Annotated in this window: 12 protein-coding genes; 7 read left to right on the top strand and 5 right to left on the bottom strand. The window is 70.0% G+C overall.

Annotation, left to right across the window (positions count from 1 at the left end; genetic code table 11):
- Positions 1-3 precede the first annotated feature (3 nt).
- Both VZL07_RS22355 and VZL07_RS22350 read left to right on the top strand, forming a co-directional pair.
- Entirely contained in the window at positions 4-549 is a 546-nt protein-coding gene (locus tag VZL07_RS22355; RefSeq protein WP_426749638.1) for a protein-tyrosine phosphatase family protein, read from the top strand.
- 94 nt (positions 550-643) lie between these two features.
- A complete protein-coding gene (locus VZL07_RS22350; protein WP_426749637.1) occupies positions 644-2,338 on the top strand; it encodes a hypothetical protein in 1,695 nt (564 codons plus the stop codon).
- 6 nt (positions 2,339-2,344) lie between these two features.
- Here the strand turns inward: VZL07_RS22350 and VZL07_RS22345 are convergent, their stop codons facing one another.
- Positions 2,345-3,232 (bottom strand): beta-xylosidase, encoded by an 888-nt coding sequence (locus VZL07_RS22345; RefSeq protein WP_426749636.1) that lies wholly within the window; start codon positions 3,230-3,232, stop codon positions 2,345-2,347.
- Positions 3,229-3,966 carry a TIGR04290 family methyltransferase gene (locus tag VZL07_RS22340; RefSeq protein WP_426749635.1) on the bottom strand — a complete coding sequence of 246 codons (738 nt, stop codon included), beginning with the start codon at positions 3,964-3,966 and terminating at the stop codon, positions 3,229-3,231. The genes VZL07_RS22345 and VZL07_RS22340 overlap by 4 nt, the downstream gene beginning before the upstream one ends.
- Before the next feature lie 76 nt (positions 3,967-4,042).
- On the opposite strand from VZL07_RS22340, the gene VZL07_RS22335 reads away from it, so the two are divergent.
- Entirely contained in the window at positions 4,043-5,992 is a 1,950-nt protein-coding gene (locus VZL07_RS22335) for an APC family permease (RefSeq protein ID WP_426749634.1), read from the top strand.
- A 70-nt stretch (positions 5,993-6,062) separates the two neighbouring features.
- On the opposite strand, the gene VZL07_RS22330 is transcribed toward VZL07_RS22335, so the two are convergent.
- Entirely contained in the window at positions 6,063-6,974 is a 912-nt protein-coding gene (locus tag VZL07_RS22330) for a hypothetical protein (protein WP_426749633.1), read from the bottom strand.
- 264 nt (positions 6,975-7,238) lie between these two features.
- On the opposite strand from VZL07_RS22330, the gene VZL07_RS22325 reads away from it, so the two are divergent.
- Positions 7,239-7,478 carry a hypothetical protein gene (locus VZL07_RS22325; RefSeq protein ID WP_426749632.1) on the top strand — a complete coding sequence of 80 codons (240 nt, stop codon included), beginning with the start codon at positions 7,239-7,241 and terminating at the stop codon, positions 7,476-7,478.
- A 10-nt stretch (positions 7,479-7,488) separates the two neighbouring features.
- On the opposite strand, the gene VZL07_RS22320 is transcribed toward VZL07_RS22325, so the two are convergent.
- Positions 7,489-8,118: a GNAT family N-acetyltransferase gene (locus VZL07_RS22320; RefSeq protein WP_426749631.1), complete on the bottom strand. Its 630-nt coding sequence runs from the start codon at positions 8,116-8,118 to the stop codon at positions 7,489-7,491.
- Positions 8,119-8,274: 156 nt separating this feature from the next.
- Between VZL07_RS22320 and VZL07_RS22315 the strand changes: the two genes are divergently transcribed.
- A complete protein-coding gene (locus tag VZL07_RS22315) occupies positions 8,275-8,490 on the top strand; it encodes a hypothetical protein (protein ID WP_426749630.1) in 216 nt (71 codons plus the stop codon).
- Between the two features lie 46 nt (positions 8,491-8,536).
- Here the strand turns inward: VZL07_RS22315 and VZL07_RS22310 are convergent, their stop codons facing one another.
- Positions 8,537-11,143 carry a right-handed parallel beta-helix repeat-containing protein gene (locus VZL07_RS22310; protein ID WP_426749629.1) on the bottom strand — a complete coding sequence of 869 codons (2,607 nt, stop codon included), beginning with the start codon at positions 11,141-11,143 and terminating at the stop codon, positions 8,537-8,539.
- A 409-nt stretch (positions 11,144-11,552) separates the two neighbouring features.
- Here VZL07_RS22310 and VZL07_RS22305 point away from each other — a divergent pair, with 409 nt between their 5' ends.
- Both VZL07_RS22305 and VZL07_RS22300 read left to right on the top strand, forming a co-directional pair.
- Positions 11,553-13,052: a right-handed parallel beta-helix repeat-containing protein gene (locus VZL07_RS22305; RefSeq protein ID WP_426749628.1), complete on the top strand. Its 1,500-nt coding sequence runs from the start codon at positions 11,553-11,555 to the stop codon at positions 13,050-13,052.
- Positions 13,053-13,494: 442 nt separating this feature from the next.
- On the top strand, positions 13,495-15,414 hold the full coding sequence (locus tag VZL07_RS22300) for a glycosyl hydrolase family 18 protein (RefSeq protein WP_426749627.1): 1,920 nt from the start codon (positions 13,495-13,497) through the stop codon (positions 15,412-15,414).
- Positions 15,415-15,943: the final 529 nt, after the last annotated feature.

Below are 15,943 nucleotides of genomic sequence, written 5' to 3'. Positions count from 1 at the left end.
GCCATGCGGGGACATTCGCGGACGTGGGAGCTCAACCTCGACGCCATGACGCCAGCGCTCTGCGTGGGGGGCCGCTACCCCATGGAGGCTGCGGCCTACCTGGCCGGCCACCTGGGCATCCGCTCCGTGGTGGATGTCCGCGTGGAGGACTGCGACGACGAGCGGGTGCTCCGCAGGCACGGCATCACCCTGCTCCACCTGCCCACGCAAGACACCTGCGCCATCCGGCTGCCCATGCTTCTGGACGGGGTGGCGTGGGTCCGCTCACGGCTGCAACGCCAGGAGAAGGTCCTCATCCACTGTGAGCATGGCATTGGCCGCAGCGCGCTGCTGGCGCTCTGTGTCCTCGTGGAAGACGGGCTCGCGCCCCTGGAGGCCTTGTCACTCGCCAAGCGCCGCCGACGGCGTGTGTCTCCCAGCCCCGAACAGCTGACGGCGTTCATCGCGTACACCCGGGCGCTCCGCGATTCCCGGGACGTGCCCTGGGAGGTCCCCGCGTTCGACGCGCTCGCGGACATCGCCTACAGCCACCTGCGCCAGGACGGATGAGGAGCGGATGCGCGTCTATGGAGACACCCCGAGGGAAGCACACCCTCGGGAGCTCGTGGCGGCGCTCCGCACAGCGCTCCAACGGTGGGCGACGATGGCACCTGGACTCGACCGCCATGTAGCGCTGGTCTCCCTGTTCATCGATGCAGGCGCCCTGGCGCAGGGCGTGCTCGACCGGGACTTCGCGGACCGGCAACGCGACGAGCCCGGGCCGCTTGGCGCCGCATGTCTCGCGCTCCCCTTCGCCCTCGCCCGGGCGCTCCAGCGCTCCTGGACGACGGGCTTCGCCGAGGTGATGCCGGTGCCCGCCGCCACGCTCGACGCGCTGGAGCGCCTGCCGCTCCCCGAGCGCGTGGGTTGCTCCGTGCCTGAGGGCTACGCCTACCATGCCCTCTACCCAGAGCTGTACCTGGAGGCCGCGAAGGCGCTGCGCGCACTGCATCCGCCGCTGGTGGTGGGCATTCGAGGCATCGGCGCGAGCCTGGCGTGTGGTGTCGCGGCGACGGTGACGGCGGCGCCCCCCATCACCGTGCGTCCCGTGGGGCATCCCTTCCAGCGCACCTGCCACCTGGGCCCCGCCCTGGAGCGCGAGCTGCTCACACGTGCCACGCGTGGCGACGTGGCCATCGTGGACGAAGGACCAGGCCTGTCGGGCAGCTCCTTCGGCGCGGTGGCGGACTTCCTGGAGGACCGGGGCGTGGCCCCGCAGCGGCTGTGCTTCTTCCCCAGCCACACGGGAGGGCTCGGCCCCATGGCCAGCGAGCGACATCGGGCGCGGTGGTCGGGCGCACGGAGGTACGTGGCGGACTTCGACGCGGTGCTGACGCCCCTCATCCGCTGGTGCGAGGACCTCACGGGTCCCGCCATCGGCCCCCTGGAAGACCTGGGCGCGGGGGCATGGCGGCGCGGCGTGTTCCCCGATGTGGACACCTGGCCCGCCGTGCACGTGCAGCAGGAGCGGCGCAAGTACCGGCTCACCACGCCGCGCGGCGTCTTCCTGCTCAAGTTCGCGGGGCTGGGAGACTTCGGAGCGCGGCGACTGCACCGGGCGCGGCAGCTCGCGGACGCCGGGTTCAGCCCCCGAGTGGAAGGACTGCGCCATGGGTTCCTCGTCCAGCGTTGGCTCGGGGACGCGCGTCCCCTGGCCCTGGCACCGGAGCACGAGCGCTCGCGGTGGAGCGGGCGCGTGGGCGACTATCTCGGCTTCCGTGCGCGCCACTTTCCGGTGGAAGCGTCAGACCGGGGCGCCTCGCTGGACGCCCTGCTGGAGATGGCGCGCTACAACGCCGCGCGCGCGTTGGGCGGAGATGGGGAAGCGCTGGCGCGGCGACTGCAACAGGCCTGGGCCCCCCATCTGGTGGCGCTCGCGCACGCGCTGCGCCGCGTGGAGACGGACAACAAGCTGCAAGCATGGGAGTGGCTCGTGCTGCCCGGCGGGCGGCTCCTCAAGGCGGATGCGGTGGACCACCATGCCGGGCACGACCTGGTGGGCTGTCAGGACGTGGCCTGGGATGTGGTGGGGGCCGCGGTGGAGCTGGGGCTCGACGCCACCTCGGAGACGGCGCTCGCGGCGCACGTCGCGCAGGTGAGCGGCCGCCCCGTCAGCGCCGCGCTGCGGGCCTTCTACCGGCCCTGCTATCTGGCCTTCCAGGTCGGCCATCAGCTCCTGGCGGCCACCGCGTTGGAGACGGTGGCCCCCGCAGAGGCCCTGCGGCTTCGTGGCGCGGCGGCGCGCTACACGGCCCTGCTCCGGGACGCCCTGCTGGCACCCGCGCGGGTCCGACACTGACCCGCGTCAGCGCGCGTACCTGCGGGTCATCCGCGCGCAGAAGTCCGCGAACTCCTCCACCTGCTGGGGCGGGCTCGTGTGGTGGTCCCGGAGGCCGCGGGAGCCCGGCGTGAAGCAGTAGGTCAGCGTCACCTCGAAGCCGTCCAGCGCCCGCATCTGCCGGTCGAACCAGGCTTCGGCGCCGGGCCGGTGGCTGTCCGCCCAGCTCAGTCCGGTGCGCAGCTTGCGGACCCCCATCTTCCGCAGCCACGCCACCGCGTCATCCAGCCGATGGTCCTCGAAGTGGAACCACTGGCAGATGCCGAGCTGGGGCGTGTAGTCCGCGAAGTGGCGCATCGCGCGCTTGGGTGAGCCGTCCTCGCGCAGCAGGCCCATGTAGAAGTGGCGGTAGTACGACGAGCCCTCCGCCTCCCGGTGACGCGTGGTGGCGGGCCAGGCCTTGGGCAGGTCATAGAGGCTGTACCAGTGCACGCGGTCCACGTTGCCCAGCAGGAGCTCCGCCGTGCGGCGCAGGCCGAACTCCTGCACCTCCTCCGCGCCGAAGGTGGAGACGCCCACCTCCGTCACCCAGACGGGATGGCGTGACACGGCGCGAATCTCCTCCAGGCGCTGGGGCCACTCGTCCAGCTGCCAGTGGTTCCAGTCGAGCGGGAACCCGTGCACCGCGACGATGTCCACCTCGTCCAGGGCGCCCTGCGCCTCCATGCGGCGAAGGAACGAGGCGTCGATGGGCGCCATGCCGCCCAGCACCCGCGGCAGCCGCGGACTCTCCGCGCGCACCGCCTCGCCCGCCAGGCGCACCATGCGCGAGAAGATGCGCCAGTCCGGGTCGAGCCCGAAGTCCCAGTGCGACATGTTGTTGGGCTCGTTCCACAACTTCACCGCTTCAATCATCGGCGCACCTCCGGCCGCGTGTTCCGCCTGCACAGATAGATTTCCCGCGCGGGTCGCTCGAGCACCTCGAAGCCCGCGGAGCGGAGCATGGCCTCCGAGCACGCGGCGTTGGGGACCCACCAGTTGGTCGGGTCCCCCGCGTACCGGTGCTCGATGAAGTGCAGCTTCGGAAAGTCCGGCCGCTCGAAGACGGACCGCTCGCCGATGGGATAATCCTCCGCCACGGGGCCCACCTGCGTGCTGCCGCGCTCCATCGTCTGGAAGATGAGCAGGTCCTTCACGACGTGCTCGTGCAGCAGGTCCAGCGCGAGCAGCGGATGGCGCAGGTGGTAGAGGACGCCCATGAACAGCACGACGTCGAACTTCTCGCCCAGCCAGCGGGCGTCGTACACGTCGAGCTGGTGCAGCTCCACGTCCACGCCCAGCACCTGGGTGGCGAGCCGGGCCTGGGCCAGGTAGCGCGGGTCGCTGTCGATACCCACCACGCGGGATGCGCCCCGCCGCTTCATCTCGATGCTGTAGAAGCCTCCGTTGCAGCCGATGTCGAGGACGGACTTGCCCCTCAGGTCCCGGGGAAAGGCCCGCTGGAAGGTCTTCCAGAACACCGACGGGAAGTCCCCCAACGGGTGCAGGGGCGCCGTCTGCACGCCACGCAGGTCCAGGTTGTGGAACCACTCCCCTAGCGAATGCACCTGATGTTGCAGCTCCTGGGCCGTCAACTCGGGCGGGGTCATGGCGCCTCCGTCATGCAGTGGAAATCCATGACGAGGGTGCGCAGCCCGCAGGAACTTTCCAAGTAGGGCCGGGCGCATGGCCCGCCGCCAGTCGGAGTCCTCGCGTGCCCGGTACTACCTTCCAGGCATGTCCCTGCGGCAGCTCCTGTTCGGCAGGCCCATCCCGAACGAGCAGGCGGAAGAGGAGAGGATTGGCCCGCTGACCGGCATTCCCGTGCTCGGGCTCGATGCGCTGGCATCCGCGGCCTACGGGCCCGAGGCCGCGCTCACCGCCCTGCTCGTCCTGGGCGGCGCGGGGCTCCAGTACATCGGGCTGCTCACCAGCATCATCGTGGCGTTGCTCCTCGTGGTGCAGTTCTCCTACCGGCAGACGATTGCCGCCTACCCCGACGGCGGTGGCTCCTTCTCCGTGGCCCGGGCGAACCTCGGCGTGCGGCCCGCGCTGCTGGCGGCCGCCGCGCTGGCGCTGGACTACGTGCTCAACGTCGCGGTGGCGATTTCGGCCGGAGTGGGGGCGCTCGTGTCCGCGGTCCCCAGCCTCTTCCCCCACACCCTGTCCCTGTGTCTGGCCCTGCTGGGCTTCCTGATGCTGGTGAACCTGAGAGGCATCCGCACGGCGGGCACGGCCTTCCTGCTGCCCACCTACCTCTTCGTCGGCTGCCTGGGCATCACCTTGCTCACCGGGACCTGGAAGGCGCTGGCCTCCGGCGGAAGTCCCGTGCCCGTCGTGGCGCCGCCCCGGCTTCCGGAGAGCACGGCCACCGCGAGCCTGTGGCTGCTGATGCATGCCTTCGCCAACGGCTGCACCGCGATGACCGGCATCGAGGCCGTCAGCAACGGCGTCCCCATCTTCCGCGAGCCCCGCGTGCGCAACGCCCGGCGGACGCTGGCGGGCATCGTCGGCATCCTGGTGATGCTGCTCTGCGGGGTGGCGTGGATGAGCCACGCCTACGGGATTGGGGCGACGCCTCCGGGGCAGGCGGGCTACCAGAGCGTGCTCTCCCAGGTCGTCGCGGCCATCACCGGGCGCGGTGTCTTCTACTACGTGACGCTCGCGGCCATCGTGGGGGTGCTGTGCCTGTCCGCCAACACGAGCTTCGCGGACTTCCCGCGACTGTGCAGGGCGCTGGCGCTCGACAGCAACCTGCCACCGGCCTTCGCGCACGTGGGCCGGCGGCTCGTGTACTCCACGGGCATCATCGTGCTGTCACTGCTGGCCGCGGTGCTGCTGGTGCTCTTCAACGGCGTGACGGACCACCTCATCCCCCTGTTCGCGGTGGGGGCGCTGTCGGCCTTCACCCTGTCCCAGCTCGGCATGGTGATGCACTGGCGCCGCATGGGCGGGCACGGCACGCGCCGGTTCCAGTGGGTGAACGGCGTGGGGGCGGCCTGCACGGCGACCGCCCTGGTCGTGGTGGCGACGGCCAAGTTCACCGAAGGCGCCTGGCTGACCGTCGTCTTCATCCCCCTGACATATGCATTGCTCCGGACGGCCCGCTACCACGCGGAGCGCGTCCACACCGCGACGGAGACCCACGGCCCCATCCCCGTGAAGCCCCTGGCCGCTCCCGTGGTGGTGGTGCCCCTGCGGCGGCTGGACCGCGTGACGCAGAAGGGGCTCCGCCTGGCGCTGTCCATCTCCCGGGACGTGTACGCCGTGCAGGTTCGCGGGCAGCCGGATGCGTCGGAGCCGCTGGAGCAGCGCTGGGAGTGCCAGGTCGCCGCCCCACTACGCGCGGCGGGCCTTCCAACCCCTCGGCTGGACGTGCTCGTCCCGTCCTACCGGCAGCTCGTGGACCCGCTGCTCGGCTATGTCCGGCGGCTCGCCGCGGAGCATCCGGGCCGGTTCATCGCGGTGCTCGTGCCGGAGCTCGTCGAGCGCCGCTGGCATCACTACATCCTTCCCAGCCACACCGCCACGCTGCTGAAGATGATGCTCCTGTTCCGCGGCGGCCCGCGGATCGTCATCATCAACACGCCGTGGTACCTGACCGAACGACGGACACGGCGAACCTGGCGGCATTGACCGCCACGTCAGCGGCCCGGCTTCCCCCACGCACGCTGGCGCGTCGCCTTCCGGCTCGGGCCCGCTTCGCTCAGACGAGGTTCTTCATGCGGACGACGAGGTTCTTGTCGCTGGTGCCCAGCGTGCTCGCGTCGTCGGTGGGGATGACGTAGCCCTCATCCGCGCCCACGTGCTTCCGGTAGAAGTCCACCACGCCGGGGTCCTGGACGTTGGAGGTGGTGCTCTTCTTGATGCCATACACGGAGCCATCCGCGTCGCGCGCCTTGATGGCCTCCGGAGCAGCGGCCAGCAAATCGTCGTGCGTGCCAGACACCCGGCCGCCCTCCTCGGGCTGCATCGTCATGGAGGCGTTGTGGCCCTCGATGTAGCTCACGTCGTAGTACGTCTTGCCGAAGCCCCCGTCGAACTTGACCTCGCCCAGCGTGGCCGCGCTCCCGTCCCCCGACGTGCTCCGGAAGTTGCCGGACCAGTTCTCCGGGAATGGGACGGTCTGCGTCTTGCCCGGCGCCAGGGTGATGGAATCCATCGCCTTCTCCCCTGCGTTGGGCGTGAACTGGATGGTCATGGGCGAGGTGCCATCGTTGGTGAAGGTGATGGTGTTGCCATCCTTCGACACGCCCGGTGCCTCGGAGACGCCCGCGACCTTCTGGTTCCGCGGAGCGGCCGGGGCGGCAGCCGTTGCCGGAGCCGGCGGCTGGGTGCCCCCCTGCGGCCGCGGGGCGCCCTCACCCCCCAGGACGCGAGCGGCGTCCGTCAGCAGCTGGGCCAGCCTGGCGAAGTTCTGCGCCAGCGCCTCCACGCCACTGCCCTGCACCGCGCCCCGCGGCGCGTCGAATCCATCGCGCTGGAGCAACTGCCGGAGCGGTTCGAGCTGGCGCAGCCCCGCGGCGGACTGCCGCGGCGTCGCGGGGCCCTCGGTTCCGGCGGCGCGCGGGAGGGAGGGGCTGGAGACGCACGAACGGGAAACGGGGGAGAGCGCCATGGAAGGGGTCCTTCTGCTCGGGGTGGATGCCGCCACCAGGAGCAGGCGCCGTGCCATGCCCACCTTCGCGCCAAGGCCCTCACAACCTGCTGAAATCGTTCAGGCAGAGCGGCCACGGCCGGGGCCCGGCGCCGCGGCATCCTGGTGACTGCGCTCCCTCCTGGTGTTTGCAGTCACCACCGCGCCGCCCCTCCTCCGGGGCCCTGGAATTCCCCACCATGCGCGCGGTTCAATGAGCGCCGCCGTCCCACGGAGGTCCATCCCATGCGTCGACTGGCTGCCCTTCCTCTCTTCGCGCTCTTCGGCTGCAGCCATCTGCAGCTCGGCCCTGCCGGAGGCGTCGTCGACCTGGGTGCTCCCCGGGATACCACCATTGGCGTCTACTTTTCGCCGCCGCGGGACGTGACGCTGGAGGAAGAACCGGCTCGCGAGAACCAGGCGCCCGAGGCTGCCCCGGACACGGCGGCTCCGGCGGCCCAGGAGAAGGCGTCGGCGGAGTCCTGAGCCAGGGGGCCTACAGCAGCTTCTGCCCCAGCACGTCGAACGCCTCCAGGTTGCTGGCGGCCGCGGGGCTGGCCCGGTAGTCCTCCGCCAGCAAGGTCCAGAGCATGATGTCGCGGTACACGCCGTCGGGTGCCATCAGGCGCTTGCGCAAGGTGCCTTCGTGCGTGAAGCCGAGCTTGCGGGCCACCGCGACGCTGCGGACATTGCGCGGGTCGCAATGAATCTCGACGCGGCGGACGCCCTCGAGCTCGAACGCGACGCGTGTAAGTGCGGCTGCGACTTCGGTCGCGAGCCCCTGTCCGGCGTGCTCGGCCGCAATCCAATAGCCAATCTCCCGCGCACCCTCGCCCACGCGAGGATGCAGTCCCGAGCCCCCCAGGACTTCCATGCCGCTGCGGTCGACCACCGCATAGGTGAAGTCCTGTCCCAGGTCGAAGAGGCCGCGAAAGCGCCGGAGCACGGCCGCCTGCTGCGCCACGCTCATCGGATAGTTCCGCGCCCAATCCATCCACGGGTGCAGGTGGTCAAGGCTGGACTCGATGGCACGGAGCGCCCGCGCGGCATCCGCGGGTGACCAGCAACGAATCAGCGTGCGAGGGGTCTGGATGGTGTACGCAGGCCCGGAAGAGTTCGGAGTCATGGCGAACCGGAAGAAGCGCTGGCGGTGCGGACAACGGCCGGGGTGAATCTTTATTCAAAACCCCTACCGCGGAACGCGACCGGCCTCTGGGTCCGCATCGCTGACGGAAGTCAGCTACCCTCATCGGGCCGTACAAACCCGAACGAGGAGTATTCCATGCATGGACTCTGGAAGCATGCCTTGGGGTTGATGGCCGTCGTCTCGCTGCTGGGCTGTGGGGGTCCGCCGCCGGAAGCCGAAGCTCCCGCGCCGGGCGAAATCGAGCAGGGACTGGCCTGCGCGGAGCCGGACAACTGGTGCCCTGGCACCACCACGTGCGTGAATGGCCTGTGTCGCGACTGCGTCAACCAGCCGCAGTTCTGCTACCCGTAACGCGAGGGCCCGCGCCCGCTCCCCACCGCGGAGCTGGCGCGGCCTTCTACCGCACGATGTGCCCCTGGGACGCCTCCACATCATCCCCCCAGACGCGCACGCCGACAGGCCCCGCCTGTGACGCACGGAAGTAGAACACGGCCTCCTGCTGTGGTCCTTCCAGCGACACCACGCTGTCTTCTCCCGCCAATGGCAGGGGCTGCGTGCACGCCGCATCGAGGAAGAAAGACACACCGCCTGTCGGCCCCTGGGCCTCCACCCGCAGCAATGCCGACGCCAGCTGGGAGAGATTGCCCACGGTGTCCTGGCTCTGCACCACCAGCGCCTCGGAGCACGCGCCCGCCGCCACGTCCCGAGGCGGCGTCAGGAACGTCACCCGCTCCGCCACCCCCGCGACCACGTCCACGTCGAAGGTGGCGCCCGGCAGCGTGGCCCGGTCATACCCCGCACCGCTGATGCGGTTGCGGCTGATGATGTTGGCGCCACCCAGGTCCGAGATGGCTGCCTGATAGGGGAAGCCGTTCACCACCGCGTCATGGTGCAACGTGTTCTCCACCACGACCAGCCTCGTGGATTGGGTGAGCGGACCTCCGCCCGCCTCCGCCTGCGCCAGGTCGATGCCGATGTCGTTCGCCATCAGCGTGTTGCCCTGGATTCGAATGTCCTCACACAGCGGGGTGTCGTAGTAGGGGCCACCGATGACCAGGATGCCGGCGGCGACGTAGCCGGGCCCGGTATAGCCATGCCCACTCACGTGGTTGCCCACCACGTGCCCCGTGGCGCCGGCGCTCAGGAGGATGCCGTTCCTGGCGATAGCCGCCGCGGGCCCCCCACCCTCCACCGTGTTGTCCTCCACGGCCAGCACCACCGGGCCCGAGCCCAGGATGCCCTGCTTCTGATAGCCAGTGACGTGGTTGCGCAGGACCTCCACCTGCGTCACCTGGGAAGCGCCCTGGGCGTTGCGCACCTCGATGGCCACGCCCTCCTGACACGTGCCCTGGTCTCCATTCTGGCGCACGTCCCTCACGCGGCTGTCGGTGATGGAGCCACTGGCGTCCACGAAGCGGATGCCCCCCAGCAGCGCCTCTCCTCCGTCACATGCGCTCTCCGACAAGCCTCGCGCCTCCACCGTCACGTCGTGGACGTGGGCCGTCCCGCCCCGGTTCCGGAGCACCGCGCCCCGGAAGCGGTCGCCTTCCGGGTCCACGGCCGTCACCACGTGTCCCGCCCCGTCGAACAGGTACCCGTCCGGGACATACACCGTGCCCTCCGTCGTGCAGTCCGCCGTCAACGTCACCCGGCCATCCTCCAGCCGGGCGGCGCACGGAGGAAACGCGCCACACCCGCGCCCCTCCCAGCGGAGCTGATACGTGTGCGTCGCGCTCATCCCGGACGCATTGGTGACGGTGAGCCGCACGGTGGGCACCTGCCCGGCGGGGACGCAGGACAGCTCGGACCAGTTCACCTCCACCCGCGCGCCCTGCTGGGACGACGGCCCCAGCAGGCCGGTGTTCGCCGTCCACGTGAAGGTGAGCGGTCCGCCCCACGGGTCCTCCGCCACCGCCTGGAAACGGACCACGTCCCCGCCCACGGCCTCGGCGCTCGACTGGGACACAGAGACGATGACGGGCGGCAGCCGCTGCACCACGCACAGGTCCACCGCGTCTTCCCGGACACCGCCCCAGCTGTCCTGCACCGTGACGCGGAGCTGGCACGCCCCGCAGGCCCCGGCCGGCGGCGACGACGGCGTGAACCGCGGCGACGCGGCGCTGGCATCATCGAAGGTGCCCTCGCAGCTCGCCGTCCATGCGTAGGTGAGCGCGTCCCCATCATCGTCCCAGCCCTGCGCGTGCAACTGGACGGAGTCACCGTAGGGGACCTCGCTGGCAGGCTGCGACCCGAACTCCACCAGCATGGGCCAGCGGTTGAGTCGGCTTTCCGCCTCCACGCCAAAGCCATGGTCCCTGGCCACCCGTACCGGGACGTCCAGCACGGCGCCCGCCCCCGCCGCGTTCGTCACCTGGAGCGTCAGCGTGACGAGCCCGGGCTCTTCCGGCGCCGTCCACACGGGCGCGACCGCCGAGGCGTCCCCGAAGCTTCCGTGCGACGCGCGCCAGGCGAACGTGAGCGCTCCGCCCGGGACGGCGTCCTCCGCGACAGCCCGCAGCGCCACCTGCCCGCCGGGCCGCACCTCCGCGAGCGACGCCAGCACCGCGTCGATGAACGGGGCCACTTGCATCGAAGGGCGGTTCGGCGCGGTGGGCCGGGGTACCAGGACCGCAAGCGCCGTCCGATGGGCGTCCAGCGTCATGGCTGAAACCTCCACCTGCGCCACGACGTCACCGCCCGCCCCCTCCACCGTGGCTCGCACCCGGGCATCGCCGCCGGAGACAAGCCCCCGCACCAGCGCCTGTCGCAGACCGTCCCCGCCTCCGAGCACGGCGTCCACGGCCTCGCCATGGGCGGGCGTGACGGTGGCGCGAACCGCCGTGACGGACGTGGCCTCCAGCGAGCGCGGCAGCACCACCAGGACTCTCGCCGACGCGGAAGGCTCCAGTTCGAGGACCGGCGAATCCTTCAGGTCACACCCCGTCGCGGCCAGCAACAACACGCCCGCCAGACGGAACAGGCTCAGTGTGTCCACACACTTCATCGCGGCATCCTCCCAACAGGGTTACCCCAGGGCACCAGGAACCTGGCATCCATGCAACGCGCCATCGGGGCTGCAAGCGAGCCCCCCTCCGGGGCAGTCACCCGTCGTCTGAACGACGAGAATGCCCGTCCCCCGTGCACCCCACACCACCGCGGGCCCCGTCCCCTGTGTCTCGCGCCGACACGGCCACGGGCGCACCGCACGGACGGCATCCGCCACAGCCATGCGGCAAGAGGGCCGCTGGAGTGCAATCGCACTCACCAACCCACGCGCATCATACACGGGCCCGGGCCTGAAAGACTGTCCACATTGAGCGACAACACCGTCCGGAGAGTCCATGTTGCCCTGCACGGACTCACACTATCCAGGCCTGCTCAACCGAGCATCTGCTCAGTGGAAGGAGCACGGCATGCGTAGGACAAGATGGATGTATTTCAGGGCCATCCTCACGGGAGCCCTGGCGGCTCCCGCGGTGGGGTGTTCAGGCGAGGCACGCTCTCCCGAAGAGACGCACGCCCACGCCACCGCGAAGCAGGAGGCCTCGCTTCATGAGACCTTTCAGGACCCCACCTGTGGCTTCATCCCCTGCCCCGTCTCCGTGGCCGGAAATGTCCTGACGCTGGTGGGCAGCTGTGCCACCTTCTCCACGATGTTCATCCCGGAGGGCTACACGCTCGACGGCGCGGGACACTCCATCATCGCCATCGACGGACCGACGACGCACTTCGTCGGCCCCATCGCGCGCAACTGTGGCACCAGCGCCTCGTACCGGAACCTGAGGCTCATGATGCTGGGGCTCGCGAGCGTCTGCGACGTCGGTGACGACATGCTGACCGGCATCGTCTTCGACAACGCCTCCGGCTCCGTCGTCAACACGCAGCTCTTCAACATCCGCCACGGCGACGGAAGCGGCGGGTGCCAGGAGGGCGTGGGCGTCATGGTCCGCAACGAGGGCACCACGACGGAGACGCGCACCGTCGACATCCGGAACAGCTTCCTCGTCGGTCACCAGAAGGCGGGCATCGTGGCCACGGGAGACGTCGTGGTGAATGTCACCCGCAACCGCATCATGGGAGCGGGCCCCATTGGCAACATCGCCCAGGCGGGTGTGCAGCTCGGGCTGGGGGCCACCGGCAGCGTCGTGGGCAACTCCATCTCCGGACACTCATACACCGGCGAGGGCGTGGCGGCCGGCATCCTCGTCTACGGTGGCGAGCAGTACGGAGGCCCGCTGTCGACAGGTGTCACCATCCGGGACAACGCCCTGTTCAACAACGACATCGGCGTCTACCTGGCCCAGGGCAACGCGGACGGCAGCCCTCCGCCGGTGCCCACGGACATCGAGGTCGTGGGGAACCTGATTCACTACGACGACGTGACCAACGGCTACGTGTACCAGGCCGGAATCTCCGACCTGGGCACCGGCAACGTCATCCACTCCAACGTCGTCACCGGGGCCGGGTATGACCCGGCGACCCTGCCTGAAGCCACGTACGCCGTGGACGTGCTCGCGGGCGCCGCGGCAAACCTGACGTTCCTCACGCCAGCACACACGTCCACCGTGGGCACCTGCTCGGGTCCGCTCATCGTCCAGACCCAGGACGCCAGCGGAAACCTGTCCCGCTCCGCCGCGACCACCTTCGACGTCACCGCGACGGGCCCCGCGTCCGTCGGCCTCCAGTTCTTCGCCAACGCCTCCTGCACCGGCCCCGCCGTGACGACGCTCGACCTGGGGAACGCCCAGGCCCAGGCCACCTTCTCGTTCCGGGCACGGACTCCCGGCAGCGCCGTCGTCTCCGTCGGGAACGGCGCGCTGTCACGGGCGCAGACGCAGCAGGTCCTCGGCGGCCTGGCGCCCGGGAGGGAGGCGCCCCTGGCCGGTGCCCCGCTCGAAGCGCCGCTGCGCTGACGCGCCGGAAGGCCCGCCGCGGTACCGGCATGCAGTCCCGGCCCGGGCCTCCCGATGAGCGGCCTGGGCCGTCCCATCCAGGCCGCGCAATAGACATACAAATACAACCCAATCTCACTCAATACCAGCCGGACCATGCCACGGTCGCCGTGTGCCGCAAGGCCTTCGCGGCTGACACTGGCGGGAGTGCGCGGATTTCATCGCTGTCTACGTCCCGGGAGGTGCCCGGCGGCCAGGTCCTCCAACGCCGACTGGCGAGCTGCATTGCGTCTGGACTGTTGGCTTGAGCGTGATGGAAGCGGCCTTGAGGAGGGCTTTGCCATGAAGGGCTCCTCCCCCAGGTTGCCCGAGGCCCATCAATCTCAGTCAGGCAGCCGGACGCTGTCACACGGCGTTGCATGTATGCGCGATGAATTCCAGCGGGCCTCAACAGGAGAAGCAAATGAACCGGTTGGTCGCATGGTTGGTTTCATGGATGGCCATGGCCCTGGCCACGGGTGGAAGCGCGGCCCTGGCGGCGCAGGCCGAGGCAGGGGCTTCCATCCAGGGCAGTGAAACGGAGGAGCAGGCCCCTACCGAGCTCGAGCCCGGTACGACGAGCTGGATCTACCGCGATGCCATGGAGGCCCCGTGGCAGGACTACTCGTGGGCGCCGCACTCACTCACCAACACCACGCCCGTCGCGGCGGGACGCTACTCCATCTCCACGACGATGCGTGCGCGGGAGGCCCTGTATTTCAATACGTCGCCGCTCGCCGCGCCTCCCGGGACCATGTTCACCCTGCGCGTGCATGGCGGAACGTCAGGGGACAACGCGGTGCTCCTGGTGCGGGCCGTGGTGAACGGCACCCTCATGCCCGGCACCGAGCTGGGCCCCTACTGCACCGGTGGCCGCATTCGCGCCAATACCTGGGTGACGTGCGACGTGCCCATCTCCGTGCTGGTTCCCCAGGAGAGGGCGCTGACGGGGCTGCTGATCCAGGAGGGCGGTGGGCTGAGCCTGCCCACGCTGTACTTCGACGAGCTGGGGGTGCGAAGGCCGTCCACGCCACCGCCGCCCGTGGAGGTGGCCATCGCCCCGACCTCCGTCACGCTGCCCGTCTCGGGCACGCAGGCCTTCACGGCCACGGTGACGGGCAGCTCGAACACGGCGGTGACGTGGTCCGTCCAGGAAGGCGCGGCCGGCGGCACCATCACCCAGGGAGGCCTCTACACCGCCCCTGCGTCCGCGGGCACCTATCACGTGGTCGCGACGAGCCAGGCCGCCCCCACGAAGTCCGCGGTGGCCACCGTCACCGTGCAGAGCACGCCGCCTCCGCCGGGCGGCAAGTGGGTGTCGGGCTACTACACCGGCTGGAACGCCGACCTGTACCCGCCCGAGAAGGTGGACTTCTCGGCGCTGACGCACATCCTCGTCGGGCGTGTCACGCCCAATCCGGACGGCACGGTGAACACCCAGTTCGACAACTCGAATGGGCCCGCCATCGCGCGCACGCTGGCCACCCGGGCGCACGCGGCGGGCCGCAAGGCCCTCATCATGGTGGGTGGCGCGGGCGAGCATCATGGCTGGGTGGGCGCCGCCTCCAACGCGAACCGCGCGCGCTTCGTCCAGAACCTCCTCAACGCGATGGATACCTTTGGCTATGACGGACTGGACATCGACTGGGAGCCGGTGGAGCCCGCCGACAAACCGTCTCTGCTCGCGCTGATTCAAGCGCTGCGCGCGGCCCGCCCGCAGATGCTGCTCACCATGCCCATTGGCTGGGTGAACAGCAACTTCCCGGAGGATGCGGACCCCTGGTTCGCCAACCTGGTTCCCTACCTGGACCAGATGAACGTCATGACCTACGAGATGACGGGCCCGTGGGGCGGCTGGCTGTCCTGGTACACCTCCGCGCTGACGGGGGAGTCGGGCTATCACCCCACGTCCGTGTCCGCCAGCCTCCATGCCTGGGCGAACGCGGGCATCCCCAAGACCAAGCTGGGCATGGGCATCCCCTTCTATGGAATGGCCTGGCGAAACATCACCGGCCCCTACCAGCCGTACACCCACTGGTCCGACTACGTGGGCAGCGACAACTCCTTCCCCTACAGCAAGATTCTCCAGCTGTCCGCCACGGGCGTCCACCACTGGGACGCGGCGGCGCAGGCCAGCTATGTCACCTTCGACGTCCCCGTGGAGGACGGCACCGTGCGGTGGATTTCGTATGACTCACCGCAAGCCATTGCCGCCAAGGGCGCCTTCGCGCATGACAACGGGTTCGGCGGCACCATCATCTGGACCATCAACCAGGGATGCACGGACCCGGCCACCGGCGCCAATCCGCTGCTCGACGCGGTGAAGGACGCCTTCCTCCCGTGAGTGGCGCCGCGCTGCGAGTGCAGCGCGGCCCCAGGGTTCCCACGATGTGCCATGTCTGTGACCCGGTGGCACTTCGACGGGGAGCGGTGGTGACTCTATCCGCGCAGTGCCATCGGCTGACCGCCATGGCACCTGTCCCGGCAGGCAGGTCCTGGCAGCCCGCCTGATGGAGCCACGGTTTCCCCTCGGACATCCCGAAAGCGGCACCGCGCTTGCTCAAGCCGCCCCACGGTGGATGCGCGGCTGCCTACACCGGGCACCTCGCGGTCCACGCTGAGGCGAAGCATCGCTAGGGGGGAAGACAGCGATGCGTGAGGGATGGAAGGCGATGGCTGGCGTGGTGGGCATGTGGGTCGCCACGGGATGTGGTGGAGCCATGACGCATGAGGAGACTGGCGCGGCGCCCGTGAGCGAAGGCACGCAGGCGGCAGCCGTCCAGACTCGGCTGTCCATGCCCCACCGAGGCCCTTGCTTCACGGCCCGGGCCTGGGTAGCGGCAACACAGACGAAGTTTTCCTATCCGGCTGCG

Source organism: Pseudomyxococcus flavus, from assembly GCF_050038885.1.
Classification (GTDB): Bacteria; Myxococcota; Myxococcia; order Myxococcales; family Myxococcaceae; genus Myxococcus; species Myxococcus flavus.
This window is presented reverse-complemented; position numbering and strand designations above follow the sequence as displayed.